The organism is Mycobacterium sp. NGS27 (assembly GCF_059813005.1).
Window position 1 is genome coordinate 115,403 of the sequence record NZ_JCALDT010000007.1, and the last position, 14,024, is coordinate 129,426.

15 protein-coding genes are annotated in these 14,024 nt (G+C 68.5%); 7 read left to right on the forward strand and 8 right to left on the reverse strand.

All coding sequences use genetic code 11. The annotated features are described in order from the left end of the window. Nucleotides 1-150 precede the first annotated feature (150 nt). From AC5Y30_RS19605 to AC5Y30_RS19615, 3 genes are all read right to left on the reverse strand, one after another. Complete coding sequence (locus AC5Y30_RS19605; RefSeq protein WP_499920372.1) at nucleotides 151-1,320, reverse strand: acyl-CoA dehydrogenase; 1,170 nt, start codon at nucleotides 1,318-1,320, stop codon at nucleotides 151-153. 74 nt (nucleotides 1,321-1,394) lie between these two features. After that, entirely contained in the window at nucleotides 1,395-1,916 is a 522-nt protein-coding gene (purE, locus tag AC5Y30_RS19610) for a 5-(carboxyamino)imidazole ribonucleotide mutase (protein ID WP_499920374.1), read from the reverse strand. Beyond that, nucleotides 1,903-3,228: a 5-(carboxyamino)imidazole ribonucleotide synthase gene (locus AC5Y30_RS19615; protein ID WP_499920376.1), complete on the reverse strand. Its 1,326-nt coding sequence runs from the start codon at nucleotides 3,226-3,228 to the stop codon at nucleotides 1,903-1,905. Before AC5Y30_RS19615 ends, purE begins: the two co-directional genes overlap by 14 nt. A 110-nt stretch (nucleotides 3,229-3,338) precedes the next feature. Here AC5Y30_RS19615 and AC5Y30_RS19620 point away from each other — a divergent pair, with 110 nt between their 5' ends. After that, nucleotides 3,339-3,998 carry a GtrA family protein gene (locus AC5Y30_RS19620; RefSeq protein ID WP_499920378.1) on the forward strand — a complete coding sequence of 220 codons (660 nt, stop codon included), beginning with the start codon at nucleotides 3,339-3,341 and terminating at the stop codon, nucleotides 3,996-3,998. On the opposite strand, the gene AC5Y30_RS19625 is transcribed toward AC5Y30_RS19620, so the two are convergent. The 5 genes from AC5Y30_RS19625 to AC5Y30_RS19645 all read right to left on the reverse strand — a co-directional run bounded on the left by AC5Y30_RS19625 (nucleotide 3,953) and on the right by AC5Y30_RS19645 (nucleotide 9,369). Beyond that, nucleotides 3,953-4,471, reverse strand: coding sequence for a PH domain-containing protein (locus AC5Y30_RS19625; RefSeq protein ID WP_067128527.1), 519 nt, complete (start codon nucleotides 4,469-4,471; stop codon nucleotides 3,953-3,955). The two genes, AC5Y30_RS19620 and AC5Y30_RS19625, sit on opposite strands and share 46 nt — an antisense overlap. Nucleotides 4,472-4,593: 122 nt before the next feature. After that, nucleotides 4,594-5,418, reverse strand: coding sequence for a biotin--[acetyl-CoA-carboxylase] ligase (locus tag AC5Y30_RS19630; RefSeq protein WP_499920381.1), 825 nt, complete (start codon nucleotides 5,416-5,418; stop codon nucleotides 4,594-4,596). 17 nt (nucleotides 5,419-5,435) lie between these two features. Then, on the reverse strand, nucleotides 5,436-6,986 hold the full coding sequence (locus AC5Y30_RS19635) for an FAD-binding protein (RefSeq protein ID WP_499920383.1): 1,551 nt from the start codon (nucleotides 6,984-6,986) through the stop codon (nucleotides 5,436-5,438). A gap of 2 nt (nucleotides 6,987-6,988) precedes the next feature. After that, on the reverse strand, nucleotides 6,989-7,615 hold the full coding sequence (locus AC5Y30_RS19640; protein ID WP_499920384.1) for a TetR/AcrR family transcriptional regulator: 627 nt from the start codon (nucleotides 7,613-7,615) through the stop codon (nucleotides 6,989-6,991). Continuing rightward, nucleotides 7,612-9,369, reverse strand: a complete 1,758-nt coding sequence (locus tag AC5Y30_RS19645) for a CocE/NonD family hydrolase (protein WP_499920385.1) — start codon at nucleotides 9,367-9,369, stop codon at nucleotides 7,612-7,614. Before AC5Y30_RS19645 ends, AC5Y30_RS19640 begins: the two co-directional genes overlap by 4 nt. A 119-nt stretch (nucleotides 9,370-9,488) precedes the next feature. Between AC5Y30_RS19645 and AC5Y30_RS19650 the strand changes: the two genes are divergently transcribed. The 6 genes from AC5Y30_RS19650 (at nucleotide 9,489) to AC5Y30_RS19675 (ending at nucleotide 13,922) form a co-directional block, all read left to right on the forward strand. Next, on the forward strand, nucleotides 9,489-11,129 hold the full coding sequence (locus tag AC5Y30_RS19650; RefSeq protein ID WP_499920387.1) for an acyl-CoA carboxylase subunit beta: 1,641 nt from the start codon (nucleotides 9,489-9,491) through the stop codon (nucleotides 11,127-11,129). After that, nucleotides 11,126-11,368, forward strand: a complete 243-nt coding sequence (locus AC5Y30_RS19655) for an acyl-CoA carboxylase subunit epsilon (protein ID WP_499920388.1) — start codon at nucleotides 11,126-11,128, stop codon at nucleotides 11,366-11,368. The genes AC5Y30_RS19650 and AC5Y30_RS19655 overlap by 4 nt, the downstream gene beginning before the upstream one ends. Next, nucleotides 11,365-12,006, forward strand: a complete 642-nt coding sequence (locus tag AC5Y30_RS19660) for a Maf family protein (RefSeq protein WP_499920389.1) — start codon at nucleotides 11,365-11,367, stop codon at nucleotides 12,004-12,006. The genes AC5Y30_RS19655 and AC5Y30_RS19660 overlap by 4 nt, the downstream gene beginning before the upstream one ends. A 66-nt stretch (nucleotides 12,007-12,072) precedes the next feature. Beyond that, on the forward strand, nucleotides 12,073-12,561 hold the full coding sequence (locus tag AC5Y30_RS19665) for a pyridoxamine 5'-phosphate oxidase family protein (RefSeq protein ID WP_065053361.1): 489 nt from the start codon (nucleotides 12,073-12,075) through the stop codon (nucleotides 12,559-12,561). A 40-nt stretch (nucleotides 12,562-12,601) separates the two neighbouring features. Next, nucleotides 12,602-13,492, forward strand: coding sequence for a sulfurtransferase (locus tag AC5Y30_RS19670; protein ID WP_499920390.1), 891 nt, complete (start codon nucleotides 12,602-12,604; stop codon nucleotides 13,490-13,492). Between the two features lie 10 nt (nucleotides 13,493-13,502). Beyond that, nucleotides 13,503-13,922 (forward strand): SufE family protein, encoded by a 420-nt coding sequence (locus tag AC5Y30_RS19675; RefSeq protein WP_067938364.1) that lies wholly within the window; start codon nucleotides 13,503-13,505, stop codon nucleotides 13,920-13,922. Nucleotides 13,923-14,024 lie beyond the last annotated feature (102 nt).

Consider the following 14,024-nt stretch of genomic DNA (forward strand, 5'->3'; position numbering starts at 1 on the left):
CCTTTGCCGCGATAGCCCTTTGCTCTGTGATGACAGTGGTCGGACGTAAGTCGGTGACTGTTTACCGATCGTCGGTGTGGACTTCACGCACCGAGTGCAGATCCTAAGCGGTGCGGCTCGACTCTTCGCAACAGCATCGCCGAAAAGCCGTCAGCGCAGCAGCGCTCGCGACATCACCACGCGCTGAATCTGATTGGTGCCCTCGTAAATCTGCGTGATCTTGGCGTCACGCATCATCCGCTCGACAGGGAAGTCGGTGGTGTAGCCGGCGCCGCCGAACAGTTGCACGGCTGCCTCCGTCACGTCCATGGCGGTGTCGGAGGCGAAGCACTTTGCGGCCGCGGAGATGAATCCGAGGTTCGGCTCGCCGCGTTCGGCGCGAGCCGCGGCGGTGTAGACCATCAGCCGGGCCGCTTCGACCTTCATCGCCATGTCGGCCAGCTCGAACTGCACACCCTGAAAGTCCGAGATCGACCTGCCGAACTGCTTGCGCTCCTTGGTGTAGGCGACGGCGGCGTCCACCGCGCCCTGCGCGAGGCCGACGGCCTGCGCGCCGACGGTGGGGCGGGTGTGGTCGAGGGTCTGCAGTGCGGTTTTGAACCCGGTGCCGGGTTCGCCGATGATCCGGTCGCCCGGAATGCGGCAGTTCTCGAAATACAACTCCGTGGTCGGTGAGCCCTTGATGCCCATCTTCTTTTCCTTCGGGCCGAAGGAGAAGCCCTCGTCGTCTTTGTGCACCATGAACGCCGAGATGCCGTTGGCGCCCTTGTCGGGATCGGTCACCGCCATCACGGTGTACCAGGTCGACTTGCCGCCGTTGGTGATCCAGCATTTGGTGCCGTTGAGGATCCAGTCATCCCCGTCGGCCTTGGCCTTGGTCCGCATCGACGCCGCGTCACTACCCGCTTCGCGCTCGCTCAAGGCGTAGGAGGCCATCGCCCCGTCCTTGGCCAGGGCTGGCAGCACCTGCTTTTTCAGCTCCTCCGAGCCCTGCAGGATCAGGCCCATGGTGCCCAGCTTGTTGACGGCCGGAATCAGCGAGGCGGAGCCGTCGACGCGGGCCACCTCTTCGATCACGATGCATGCGGCGACCGAATCCGCGCCCTGACCGCCGTATTCCTCGGGGATGTGGACCGCGTTGAAGCCCGACGCGTTCAGCGCGTCCAGGGCCTCCTGCGGGAAGCGCGAATTCTCGTCTACGTCGGCGGCGTGCGGAGCGATCTCCTTCTCCGCCAGCGCGCGAATCGCCGCCCGCAGCTCAACGTGTTCCTCGGGCAATTGGAACAAATCAAAGTTGGGGTCTCCGGCCCACTGAGCCATGTCGGCCTCCTTGCACTCTGCCAAATCCGCCCGACCTGTCCGCGGGCCGCTAGCCGGCCCACTTCGTCGCCAGGCTACTGGCCAGTAACCCTACCCTGACGCTGCTGCAGCGCCTCATCCTTGGCCCGCACGCTGTCCGCCAGCTGCTCCTGAAAGGCGACGATCCGCGCCCGCAGCGCCGGGTCGGAGGAGCCGAGGATGCGCACGGCGAGCAGGCCCGCGTTGCGGGCGCCCCCGATGGACACCGTGGCCACCGGTACCCCCGCGGGCATCTGCACGATCGACAGCAACGAGTCCAGCCCATCGAGGCGCGCCAGCGGCACCGGCACGCCGATGACCGGCAGCGGCGTCGCGGACGCGACCATTCCGGGCAGGTGCGCGGCTCCCCCGGCCCCCGCGATGATCACCTCGATGCCCCGCCCGGCCGCCTCACGCGCGTAATCGAACATCACCTGCGGGGTGCGGTGCGCGGAGACGACCCGGACCTCGGCCGGCACGTCGAACTCGGCCAGCGCCGCGGCGGCGTCGGCCATCACCGACCAGTCACTGTCGCTGCCCATGATCACCCCGACGCGAGGCGCTCTAGTCATGGTCATCTATGCCGCTTCTCCCGCCTTTTCCGATCGCACTGCCCTGTTGATCGTCGCCGGCATGTGGATCCCATCCGTCCGTCCACCGCCCATGTGACAACCAGTGTGCCGCCAGCTCGGCGCGTTCCCGCAGCTTCCCCACGCTTTCCTGGTCCGCCGGCCCGGAGCCGACGAAGTTGATGTGGCCGACCTTGCGGCCGGGACGTTCTTGTTTGCCGTAGAGGTGGACGCGCGCGTCGGGCATCCGCGCGAACAGGTGATGCAGCCGCTCGTCGACGCTCATCTCCGGGGTTTCGGCCGCGCCCAGCACGTTGGCCATCACGGTCACCGGTGCGATGGCGTCGGTATCGCCGAGCGGGTAGTCCAGCACCGCGCGCAGGTGCTGCTCGAATTGACTGGTGCGCGAGCCGTCCATGGTCCAGTGCCCGGAGTTGTGTGGCCGCATCGCCAGTTCGTTGACCAGCAGTTCGCCGTCGACCGTCTCGAAGAGCTCGACGGCGAGCACCCCCACCACGCCGAGCTCGGCCGCCAGCCGCAACGCCAGCTGCTGCGCGGCGGCGGCCCGTTCGGCGGGCAGCTCGGGCGCGGGCGCGATCACCTGCACGCAGATCCCATCTCGCTGCACGGTCTCGACGACCGGCCACGCCGCGCCCTGGCCGAACGGTGACCGGGCCACCAGGGCCGACAGTTCGCGGCGCAGGTTCACTTGCTCCTCGGCCATCAGCGGCACATCGTCGGCCAGGAAGGCGGCCGCGATCTCCCGGGCGTGCGACGGGTCGCGCGCCATCCGCACCCCGCGCCCGTCGTAGCCGCCGCGGATCGCCTTCACCACCACCGGGCCAGCTATGCGTCGCGCGAAGGCGTCGAGTTCGTCGACGCCCCGGATCTCGGCGTAGCGGGGCACCGGAACGCCGAGGGCCTCGAGCCGGCGGCGCATGACGAGCTTGTCCTGCGCGTGCAGCAGGGCCTGCGGCGGCGGCGCCACGTTGACACCCTCGGCGACCAGTTTCTCCAGCAGGTCGTTCGGCACGTGTTCGTGGTCGAACGTCAGCACGTCGGCGCCCGCGGCCACCCCGCGCAGGTCGTCGAGATCGGTGTGCGAGCCGAGCACGACGTCGGGCGCGACCAGCGCGGCCGGCTCGTCGGCGGCGGTGGCCAGTACCCGCAGCGTCTGCCCCAGCGCGATCGCCGCTTGGTGGGTCATCCGGGCGAGCTGGCCGCCACCGACCATTGCGACCACGGGGACGGCGCGCGGGACGGCGCGGGCAGGTGCGACGGGGGCTGCGCCCGGTACGCGTGGAGTCGACACGGCCATCATGGTGTCACGGCGAAACTCTCCGGCGCCAAAAGCGTGTTGACCGGGGCCGACGCCGAATTGTTATGTAGGATTTTGCGTCGAATTTGTGTCCGTCCGTAGACTGACGTGTTGTGTCCTTCGCCGAAGCCACGATCGCGCGTCTACCTAGGGTTATGCAGCCCTATTTGCAACGCCATCACGAACTGATCAAATTCGCCATCGTCGGCGGAACCACATTCGTCATCGACTCGGCGATTTTCTATACGCTGAAGCTGACAATTCTCGAACCCAAACCGGTGACCGCAAAGGTGATTGCGGGCATTGTCGCGGTCATCGCGTCTTATGTGCTGAACCGGGAGTGGAGCTTCCGCAATCGCGGCGGCCGCGAGCGCCACCACGAGGCGCTGCTGTTCTTCGCGTTCAGCGGCGTCGGGGTGCTGCTCTCCATGGCGCCGCTGTGGTTCTCCAGCTACGTGTTGCAGCTGCGCGAGCCGACGGTGTCGCTGGCGGTGGAAAACGTCGCCGACTTCATCTCGGCGTACATCATCGGGAACCTGCTGCAGATGGCGTTCCGGTTCTGGGCGTTCCGGCGCTGGGTGTTTCCCGACCAGTTCGCGCGCGACCCCGAGAAGGCGCTGGAGTCCGCGCTTACCGCCGGCGGTATCGCCGAGGTCTTCGAGGACGAGATCGAGGGCGGCAACGTCACGCTGCTGCGCTCTTGGCGCAACCGCGCCGGCCGCCTGGGTCAGCTGGGCGATTCCTCGGAACCCAGGGTGTCGAAGACTTCGTGATACAGCAGCGCGTGTACCTCGCGCAGCCGCGGAATGTCGTAGAACTCCAACGGATCCTGTGATGCCGATTCGATGATCAGCGTCCCGGTGCGGAACATCCGCTCGGTGATCCGGTCGCGAAACTCCACGCTGTTGATCCGGGCCAGCGGGATGTCGATGCCGGTGCGCGTCAGCACCCCGTGACGAAACATCACCCGCCGGTTGGTCACCACGAAATGGGTCGTCAGCCAACTCAGGAACGGCCACAGCGTCAGCCAGCCCACGATCACCAGCCAGATCCCCCAGATGACGCCGTAGATGATGTTCTTGGCGAGCTGTTCCCAATGCGTCGAGTTGAGGTATCCGGAGCCGAATGCGGCCAGCCCGGTCACTCCGATGAGAACCAGCACCGGCCAGATCAGCCGCTTCCAGTGCGGGTGGCGGTGCACGATGACATGTTCGCCGGCGGCCAGAACGTTATCCGGGTAGCCCATGCCCGCCGACATTAGCTGTGCAACGCGACATTTTGCGCCCGACGAGCGCAATGGTGGCGACCCGTCCCCCGCAAGCGGGAGGTGCCCCCAGCGCCTCGGCCACGCCGCGCTTGCGATCGCCACTAGCGCAAATGCACCACGTCGCCGGCCGCGACGACGACGGTCTGCCCGCCCCTTTCCAGGCAGAGCCTGCCCTGGTCGTCGATTGCGCTCGCGGTGCCGTCGACCTGCTTGCCGCCGGGCAGGTGCGCGCGGACCCGGTTGCCGATGGTCAGGCTGCGCGCCCGGTAGTCGGCGGCCAGCGCCCAGTCGGCCCCGCGCGCCGCGCGCCAGGCCACGATCCGCCGGCCCAGCTCTCGCAGCAGGGCCGACACCAGCTCGGTGCGGTCCGGCGCGGCGACGCCCAGGTCGAGCAGCGACGTCGCGCCGGGGCCGTCGATCTCGTCGGCGGACTGAGTCACGTTGAGCCCCAAGCCGATAACGACGACGGGCTTCGCGACCTCGGCGAGGATTCCGGCCAGCTTGCCCGGCGCATCCGGCGGGCCGGCCAGCACGTCGTTGGGCCATTTGAGACCCGCCTGCACCCCGGTGCCCGACAGCAACGGGGTCACCGTGTCCACCACCGCCACCCCGGTCGCCAGCGGCAGCCAGCCCCATCCGGTGGTCGGGACGTCGACGACGCTGACCCCTACCGACATCGTGATCTGGGCCCGCGGCGTGGCCGACCAGCCGCGGCCGTGCCGGCCCCGCCCCGCGGTCTGGTGCTCGGCGATCAGCACCGCACCGGCGACGTCGTCGCCCGAGGCCGCGCGCGCCAGCAGGTCGGCGTTGGTGGAGCCGGTCTGCTCGACGACCTCGAGCCTGCGCCAGCCCAGCCCGGTGCCGATCAACTCGGCGCGCAATGCGCTCTCGTCCAACGGTGCTCGAAGCTGATCTCGTTCTGTCACCGCACCCAGCCTAGAACTCAGGGCCGACGGTCGCGCATGTCCAGCACGGCCAAATGACTGAACAGCATGCTGGTTCCGATCGGGTTGCCGCCGCCGGGATACGCGGTGCCGCTGGGCGCGGCCATGGTGTTGCCCGCCGCGTACAGGCCGGGGATCGGATTGCCGGACGTGTCGAGCACCCGCGCCGCGCTGTCGGTGCGCAGGCCGCCCTTGGTACCCAGATCGGAGATGCCGAACGCGGCGGCGTGATACGGCGGCGAGTCGATGGGCACCAGCGGCGACGCTCCCGCACAGAACGCGCGGTCGAAGGCCTCGTCGCCGCGGCCGAAGTCCTCGTCGACGCCTGCGGCGGCAAAGGCGTTGAACCGGGCCACGGTTGCCGCCAGCCGCTCACCCGGAACGCCGATCTTGGCGGCCAGCTCCTCCAGCGTGTCCGCGGTGTGCCACAGGCCGGCGGCGACGTACTTCTCGGTCTCGACGATGGACACGTTGGCCGCCTTCACCGGCGGCACCTCGCCCTCCTTGTCGTCGTAGATCATCCAGTACGGCAACGTGATCGAGCCGTCGCGCAGCTGCGCGATGATCTCGCGGCCCGCGCGGTCATACGCCCGGGATTCGTTGACGAACCGGTCGCCGTCCTGGTTGACGAAGATGCCGCCGGTGAACCACAGCGCGAACGCCGACCGGCCGTCGGGGTGGGTCATGCCGGGCGACCACCAGGCCTGGTCGAGCAGGTCGGTGTCGGCGCCCGCGGCGATGCCGGCCTGCAGCGCCTGCCCGCGACTTCCCGGCCCGCCCATGGTGTCTCGCGACGTTCCCGGCACGTTGTAGCGCCGGCGCAGCTCCTCGTTGGCTTCGAAGCCGCCGGCGGCCAGCAGCACTCCGCGGCCGGCGCGGATGGCGCTACGCTGCCCGGCGGTCTCGACGATCGCGCCGGTGACCCGACCGTCGGACAGCACCAGCTCCACCAGGGCGGTGTCACGGCGCAGCGACGCCGTCGGGTACTGCCCGATGGCCTTGAGGAATCGCGCGATCAGGGCGCGGCCGCCCAGGTAGTAGTCCGACGGGGGCTGGGCGCCGAGCCGGTCGGTGTCCAGCGGACCGCGGATCGCCTCGCGCAGTTCCGGCGCGGCGTCCACCTTCAGCGGCTTGGCCGCGATGTGGCGTTGGCCGTCCAGCCGCGCCTTGGGCGCCTTGCCGAAATAGTCGGGCCACGGCAGTGGCACGAACTTCAGGTTCGGGTCGGCCTCCAGGTACTCGATCAGCGGCGCGCCGCCGCGGACATAGGTTTCCTGCAGCTCGCGCGGGGTCCGGTCGCCGACCACGGCGCGGTAGTAGGTGAGCGCGTCCTCGAGGGTGTCGTCGTCCATGCCGGCGCGGACCAGCACGGGATTGCACGGGAACCAGACGCCGCCCCCGCCGGAGTAGGCGGTGGTGCCACCGAATTTCGACGTCGCCTCGACCAGCAGCACGTCGAGGCCTTCGCGCGCCGCGGTGTACGCACCGGTCACGCCGCCGCCGCCCGAGCCCGCGACCAGCACGTCGCATTCGGCCGCCCAATCGACCATCGCTACTCCTGCGCCGCCGTCAACACGTTCTGGATCGCGGGCGCCAGCCGCGCGACCAGCGTGTCGCTGTCCGCTTCAGCGAGGATCCGAACTCCCACGATTCGTCGTCCGACGACGATACCGACCAACATCGACGAGGCCAGACCGGCGCGCAGCGCCGCTTCGTCGGGGTCGCCCGGTCGCGAGCGAACGCCGTCGAGCAGGCGGGCCTGAATGAACTCGCGCAGCTGCTCGTTAGCCCCGGCTGTTGCCCCACCTTCCGCCAGGGCTCCGCGCAGCATCGCCAGCAGTGGCTCCGAGTCCCTCGGGTCGCCCTCCCACACGTCGAGGAAGGCGCGCACTACTCGCTCCCCGAGGTGTTCGTCGGGACCTTCGAACGCGGATCCCAAGCGCGCCAATGCTTCCGGCGTGATCGACATGACCGCCCCGAACAGCTCGTCCTTCGACTTGAAGAACTGCATCACCAGCGACGCATCGACCCCGGCGTCCGCGGCGACCCGCCTGATCGTGGTGCCGGCATAGCCGTCTGCGGCGAACCTGGCGCGAGCCGCGTCCAGGATGGCCTGGCGGGTCGTGCTCGCCCCCGGCCGGCGGCCGCGGCGCCCGGCGGCAACTGGCTTGGCGGTCATGGCGTCGGGTGAACCGGCAACTGCAGATACGAGGCGCGCGCTCCCCCGGTGTGCACGACGTGCTGCCCGCTGTTGCACGGCTCGTACTCGCGCAGTCCGGGCATCCAGGTGCCGAACAGGTTCCGCGCGCTGATGACCAGCCGCAGCTGCTGGCCGGGGTAGCAGACGAGACCCATTGGCAGCAGCTCGATTTCGACCTCGACCGCCTGGCCCGGCTTCAGCTTCTGCACCCGGTCGAAGCTGTGCACGGGAACTTCATCCGTCGAGTTCGCCTCGTCGCGATGTCGCGTCGACACCCGCAAGCGGCCGTCGGAGCCCTTGTACCGCAGGATCGACGCGCCCCGTTCGGTGAGGTCGTGGACTCGCGCGCTCTGATTGGGAACGGTGAACTGCTGCAGCGGCGTCCCCTGCTCATTCAGCTTCTGAACGAAGACGAAGAGGTCCATATCGTCGGCGCCCTTGGCCTCCACCCATAGCCGCGCCTTCGGATAGCCGACCAGGGTGGTCTTTTCGCCGAAGCGGACGATGAAAGAGACCAGAGCCGGGTTAGTTTCCGTGTCGTACTCCGTCGTCGCCTCCTCCGCGGGTGCCTCCGTGCGCAGGGTGCGCGAGCGGCCGTCGAGGTAGTACTTCGTGGAAATGACGCCCCGCGGCGGGAACTGGTCCGCAGGCAGATTGACTTCGTCGCCACCTTCGAGATCGAGAAGGGCGTACCGGACGCGAGGGGTCTGCTCCCAGCCGTTGTCGGCGCCCTTGAGGAAGTGGTCGAAGAACCGCCGCAGATCCTCCCGGTTCGTCTCGTCGTAGTAGTCGGGCCATTCCTGACTGTTGTGGATACGCAGCCACTTCTGTTGCGACCCGAGGCGACGCCAGGCGCGGAACGTGCCCGCCGTGTGCAGCGAATTGGAGTAGCTGGCCACGACATACGCCGGCGCGGTGATCCGGTCGAAGCGCGGAATCTTATTCCGCCACAGGTCATTCATGAGCGGGTAGCGCTCGGCCTCGGCGAGGATGTCTTCCTTGCGGCTCTTACCCCAGTAACTGTTGTCCCGGAGTTGCCGGGCGAACCCGGTGTCGGGCATGCCGCCGCGCATCACGAGATCGCGGTAGACGTCGCTGACGCCTTCCCACGGATTGATCGCCGCGAGGTGCGGCGGTTGCTCGGCGGCGGCGAACCACTGGGCGACGGCGAGGTAGGAGGTGCCACTCATCGCGACCTTCCCGGTGCACCAGTCCTGGACGGCCAGCCACTCGATCAGGTCGTAACAGTCCCGGCCCTCCTGGCGATCCCACAGGACGCTGTCGCCGTCGCAGTCGGAGACCCCCCGAACATCCGGATTACAGATCGCGTAGCCCTGCGCGCACCAGTAAGCCGGGTCGGGGCCTTCGAACTTGTGCAACCCCGACACGATGTCGTTGGCCAAGCCGACCAGCCCGAAGACCCCCATCGCGGCCGGCGCGCTGCCCTCGCCCTTGCCGTACGGGCTCCACGCCACGATGACCGGCACCTTTTCGTCACCCGTCGGTCGCAGGATGTCGACGTAAGTGGTCACGCCGTCGCGCATGGTGACCGCCACGTCCTTTTGCAGCACGATGTCGACCGGCAACTCCCGGAACTGGGGCGCGAGCCGAAAACCGGCCGGCAACATGCGGGTGCTGGGAGCGAACCCGCTCAGCACGCCGTACCTGTCGCCCGGTTCCAGCGGATGAGACGGCATGAACAGCATCTGGTCCTGGGAGTCGTCGGAAGCCACGCCTGCACCCTATGGTCGCGACGGGCAAAACTCAACAGCTGTTTATATTCGCGAATCGCCGACGACTACTTAAGGGCTGCTTAAGGGAGACCGACAGGGCTGCCGATAACATCGCTCCCATGACGAGCGTTACCGACCACACTGCGGAACCGGCCGCCGAGCACAGCATCGACATCCACACCACCGCGGGCAAGCTGGCCGAGCTGCACAAGCGGCGTGAAGAGTCACTGCACCCGGTTGGCGAAGAGGCCGTCGAGAAGGTGCACGCCAAGGGCAAGCTGACCGCCCGCGAACGCATCCTCGCGCTACTCGACGAGGACTCGTTCGTGGAGCTCGACGCGCTGGCCCGGCACCGCAGCAAGAACTTCGGCCTGGAGCACAACCGCCCGCTCGGCGACGGGGTGATCACCGGCTACGGCACCGTCGACGGCCGCGATGTGTGCATCTTCAGCCAGGACGCCACGGTGTTCGGCGGCAGCCTCGGCGAGGTGTACGGCGAGAAGATCGTCAAGATCCAGGACCTGGCGATCAAGACCGGTCGTCCGCTGATCGGCATCAACGACGGCGCCGGCGCGCGGATCCAGGAGGGCGTCGTGTCGCTCGGCCTGTACAGCCGCATCTTCCGCAACAACATCCTGGCGTCCGGCGTCATCCCGCAGATCTCCCTGATCATGGGGGCGGCCGCCGGTGGGCACGTCTACTCGCCCGCCCTGACCGACTTCGTGGTCATGGTCGACCAGACCAGCCAGATGTTCATCACCGGGCCCGACGTCATCAAGACCGTCACCGGTGAGGACGTCACCATGGAGGAGCTGGGCGGCGCCCACACGCACATGGCCAAGTCGGGCACCCTGCACTACGTCGCCTCCGGCGAGCAGGACGCCTTCGACTGGGTCCGCGACCTGCTGAGCTACCTGCCGCCCAACAACGCCACCGACGCGCCGCGCTACGCCGAGCCGCATCCCCCGGGCGCCATCGAGGACAACCTCACCGAGGAGGACCTCGAGCTCGACACGCTGATCCCGGACTCGCCCAACCAGCCCTACGACATGCACGAGGTGATCACCCGCATCCTCGACGACGACGAGTTCCTCGAGATCCAGGGCGGCTACGCGCAGAACATCGTCGTCGGCTTCGGCCGCATCGAGGGCCGCCCGGTCGGGATCGTGGCCAACCAGCCGACGCAGTTCGCCGGCTGCCTGGACATCAACGCCTCGGAGAAGGCCGCGCGGTTCGTGCGGACCTGCGACTGCTTCAACATCCCGATCATCATGCTGGTGGACGTGCCGGGCTTCCTCCCGGGCACCGGCCAGGAGTACAACGGCATCATCCGGCGCGGCGCCAAGCTGCTGTTCGCCTACGGCGAGGCCACGGTCCCGAAGATCACCGTCATCACCCGCAAGGCCTACGGCGGCGCCTACTGCGTGATGGGGTCCAAGGACATGGGCTGCGACGTCAACCTGGCGTGGCCGTCGGCGCAGATCGCGGTGATGGGCGCCTCCGGTGCGGTCGGGTTCGTCTACCGCAAGCAACTGAGCGAGGCCGCCAAGGAGGGCAAGGACGTCGACGCGCTGCGGCTGCAACTGCAGCAGGAGTACGAGGACACCTTGGTCAACCCGTATGTCGCCGCCGAGCGGGGCTATGTCGACGCGGTGATCCCGCCGTCGCACACCCGCGGTTACATCGGCACGGCGCTGCGCCTGCTGGAACGCAAGATCTCGCACCTGCCCCCCAAGAAGCACGGGAACATCCCCCTATGACCGAGACTCAGACCGAGGCCACGCCCGAGGCGCACGAGCCGCACATCCAGATCCTCAAGGGTGAGCCCACCGCCGAGGAGGTGGCCGCGCTCGTCGCGGTGCTGGGCTGTGCCGGCGGTGCGCCGGATCCCGAGCAGCCCGAGCGGACCCGCTGGGGTCTGCCGGTCGACCGGTTGCGCTTCGCGATGACCAACTTTCAGCGGCTCACGTTCCAGCAAATGACCCACATGAGGCATTGACCCGCCTGGTGCTGGCTTCGGCGTCGGCCGGCCGGCTCAAGGTGCTGCGCCAGGCCGGCGTCGATCCGGTGGTCGTGGTCTCGGGCGTCGACGAGGATGCCGTCGCCGCCGCGCTGGGCCCGGACGCGCCGCCGCGCGACGTGGTGTGCGCGCTTGCCCGGGCCAAGGCCGAACGGGTGGCGGGCGAGCTCGACGCCCGAGTCGCGGCCGATTGCGTTGTCATCGGCTGTGATTCGATGCTGTCCATCGACGGCCGGCTGTGCGGGAAGCCCGGTTCGGCCGAGGCCGCCGCGACCCAGTGGCGCGTGATGAGCGGCCGCTCCGGCGAACTGCACACCGGGCACTGCCTGCTGCGGCTGCGCGACGGCGCCATCACCCACCGCGAAGTCGAATCACGATGCACCACAGTGCATTTCGCCGCCCCAACGGACGCGGACCTGCGCGCGTACGTCGCCCACGGCGAGCCGTGGCACGTGGCCGGCGGCTTCACCCTGGACGGCCTGGGCGGCTGGTTCGTCGACGGCATCGACGGCGACCCGTCCAACGTGATCGGCGTCAGCCTGCCGCTGCTGCGGTCGCTGCTGGGGCGGGCTGGGCTGTCGGTGTCCGCGCTGTGGACGGCACCGCCGAGCCGCTGAATCCGCAGGGCCGCTCGCGCTTTCGCCGCCGAAGTACACGTCGGGCCCGAACCCTAGGGTCAAGCCATGACCACGTGGACCGAGTTCACCGCCCAAGCGCCGCGCATCGCCGGCATCTTCACCCGTCGCCATCGAGCCAGCGGCAACCTGTGCATGCTGGCCACCCTGCGCTCCGACGGCTTCCCGCGGATCAGCCCGATGGAGCCGCGGATCTTCGAGGACGAGTTGTGGCTGCCGGGGATGCCGGCCACCACCAAGTTCCTCGATCTGGCGCGCGACCCGAGGTTTTGTCTGCACACCGCGACGGTCGACACCGAGGTGACCGACGGGGACGCAAAGTTGTGGGGGCTGGCGCGCGTCGTTCCCTACGGCGCGGTGCACCGGCGCTTCGCCGAGGCGCTGTTCTCCGAGACCGGATTGGACCTGCGCGATCAGCGATTCGACCTGCTCGGCGCCGATGTCACCGGGGCATCGGCGGTCGAGGTCCGCGACGGCCACATGGATGTCACCATCTGGAATCCCGGCGTGCCCGAGCGGGTGGTCCGCAAGCACTGACCTGCTGGCCGTTTCGGAAGCTGGCGGTAGGCTCGGCAGCGTGGCATTACCACCCGATCCGAGCCCGACATTGCAGGCCTACGCCCATCCCGAGCGACTCGTCACCGCCGACTGGCTGTCCGCCAACCAAGGCACCCCAGGCCTGGCGATCGTCGAATCCGACGAGGACGTCCTGCTCTACGACGTCGGTCATATCCCCGGGGCCGTGAAGGTCGACTGGCACACCGACCTCAACGACCCCCGGGTCCGCGACTACATCAACGGCGAGCAATTCGCGGAGCTGATGGACCGCAAGGGCATCGCCCGCGACGACACCGTGGTGATCTACGGCGACAAGAGCAACTGGTGGGCGGCCTATGCCCTGTGGGTGTTCACGCTGTTCGGCCACCCCGACGTGCGGCTGCTCAACGGCGGCCGCGACCTCTGGCTGGCCGAACGCCGCGAGACGACGCTGGACGTGCCCACCAAGACCTCCAGCGGCTATCCCGTCGTCACCCGCAACGACGCACCGATCCGCGCCTTCAAGGACGACGTGCTGGGCATCCTCGGCAGCGAGCCGCTGATCGATGTCCGCTCGCCCGACGAGTACACCGGCAAACGGACGCACATGCCCGAGTACCCCGAGGAAGGCGTGCTGCGCGGCGGCCACATCCCCACCGCCCGGTCGATTCCCTGGGCCAAGGCGGCCGACGAGAGCGGGCGGTTCCGCAGCCGCGAGGAGCTCGAGGAGCTGTACGGCTTCATCGAGCCCGACGACAAGACGGTCGTCTACTGCCGCATCGGCGAGCGCTCCAGCCACACCTGGTTCGTGCTGACGCATCTGCTCGGCAAGCCCGGGGTGCGCAACTACGACGGATCGTGGACGGAGTGGGGCAACACCGTCCGCACGCCGATCGTGGCGGGTGAAGAGCCGGGCACCGTCGAAGTCTGATGGCGCCCCGATGAGCATGCCCGCGCCGCTGGCAGAGGTGGTGTCCGACTTCGCCGAAGTCGAGGGCCAGGACAAGCTGGCGCTGCTGCTGGAGTTCGCCAACGAGCTCCCGGCGCTGCCGTCCGATCTCGAAGAGGCGGCCATGGAGCCGGTGCCCGAATGCCAGACCCCGCTGTTTTTGCACGTGGACGCCAGCGACCCCGAGCGGGTGCGGTTGCACTTCAGCGCGCCGGCCGAATCGCCGACCACGCGGGGGTTCGCGTCGATCCTGGCCGCCGGTCTCGACGAACAGCCGGCCGCCGACATTCTGGCGGTGCCCGAGGATTTTTACGCCGACCTCGGGCTGGCGGCGCTGATCAGCCCGCTTCGGCTGCGCGGCTTGTCGGCGATGCTCGCCCGCATCAAGCGCAGGCTGCGCGAGAGTGCTTAGAAACCCCACAAATCCGGACCGCCTCGTCGGGCCGAACGGCGCGGCGCTTAGACTTCCCGTGAACTCGTTGTAAGAAATTCTCTTAGAGAAGTCCGCAGAAAT

What these genes read in the sequence shown, in the direction of transcription:
- AC5Y30_RS19655 (WP_499920388.1), top strand. Translation starts at nt 11,126, where the DNA reads ATGACCGAGACTCAGACCGAGGCCACGCCCGAGGCGCACGAGCCGCAC.
- AC5Y30_RS19665 (WP_065053361.1), top strand. Translation starts at nt 12,073, where the DNA reads ATGACCACGTGGACCGAGTTCACCGCCCAAGCGCCGCGCATCGCCGGC.
- AC5Y30_RS19650 (WP_499920387.1), top strand. Translation starts at nt 9,489, where the DNA reads ATGACGAGCGTTACCGACCACACTGCGGAACCGGCCGCCGAGCACAGC.
- AC5Y30_RS19625 (WP_067128527.1), bottom strand. Translation starts at nt 4,471, where the DNA reads ATGGGCTACCCGGATAACGTTCTGGCCGCCGGCGAACATGTCATCGTG.
- AC5Y30_RS19605 (WP_499920372.1), bottom strand. Translation starts at nt 1,320, where the DNA reads ATGGCTCAGTGGGCCGGAGACCCCAACTTTGATTTGTTCCAATTGCCC.
- AC5Y30_RS19640 (WP_499920384.1), bottom strand. Translation starts at nt 7,615, where the DNA reads ATGACCGCCAAGCCAGTTGCCGCCGGGCGCCGCGGCCGCCGGCCGGGG.
- AC5Y30_RS19615 (WP_499920376.1), bottom strand. Translation starts at nt 3,228, where the DNA reads ATGATGGCCGTGTCGACTCCACGCGTACCGGGCGCAGCCCCCGTCGCA.
- purE (WP_499920374.1), bottom strand. Translation starts at nt 1,916, where the DNA reads ATGACCATGACTAGAGCGCCTCGCGTCGGGGTGATCATGGGCAGCGAC.
- AC5Y30_RS19635 (WP_499920383.1), bottom strand. Translation starts at nt 6,986, where the DNA reads ATGGTCGATTGGGCGGCCGAATGCGACGTGCTGGTCGCGGGCTCGGGC.
- AC5Y30_RS19675 (WP_067938364.1), top strand. Translation starts at nt 13,503, where the DNA reads ATGAGCATGCCCGCGCCGCTGGCAGAGGTGGTGTCCGACTTCGCCGAA.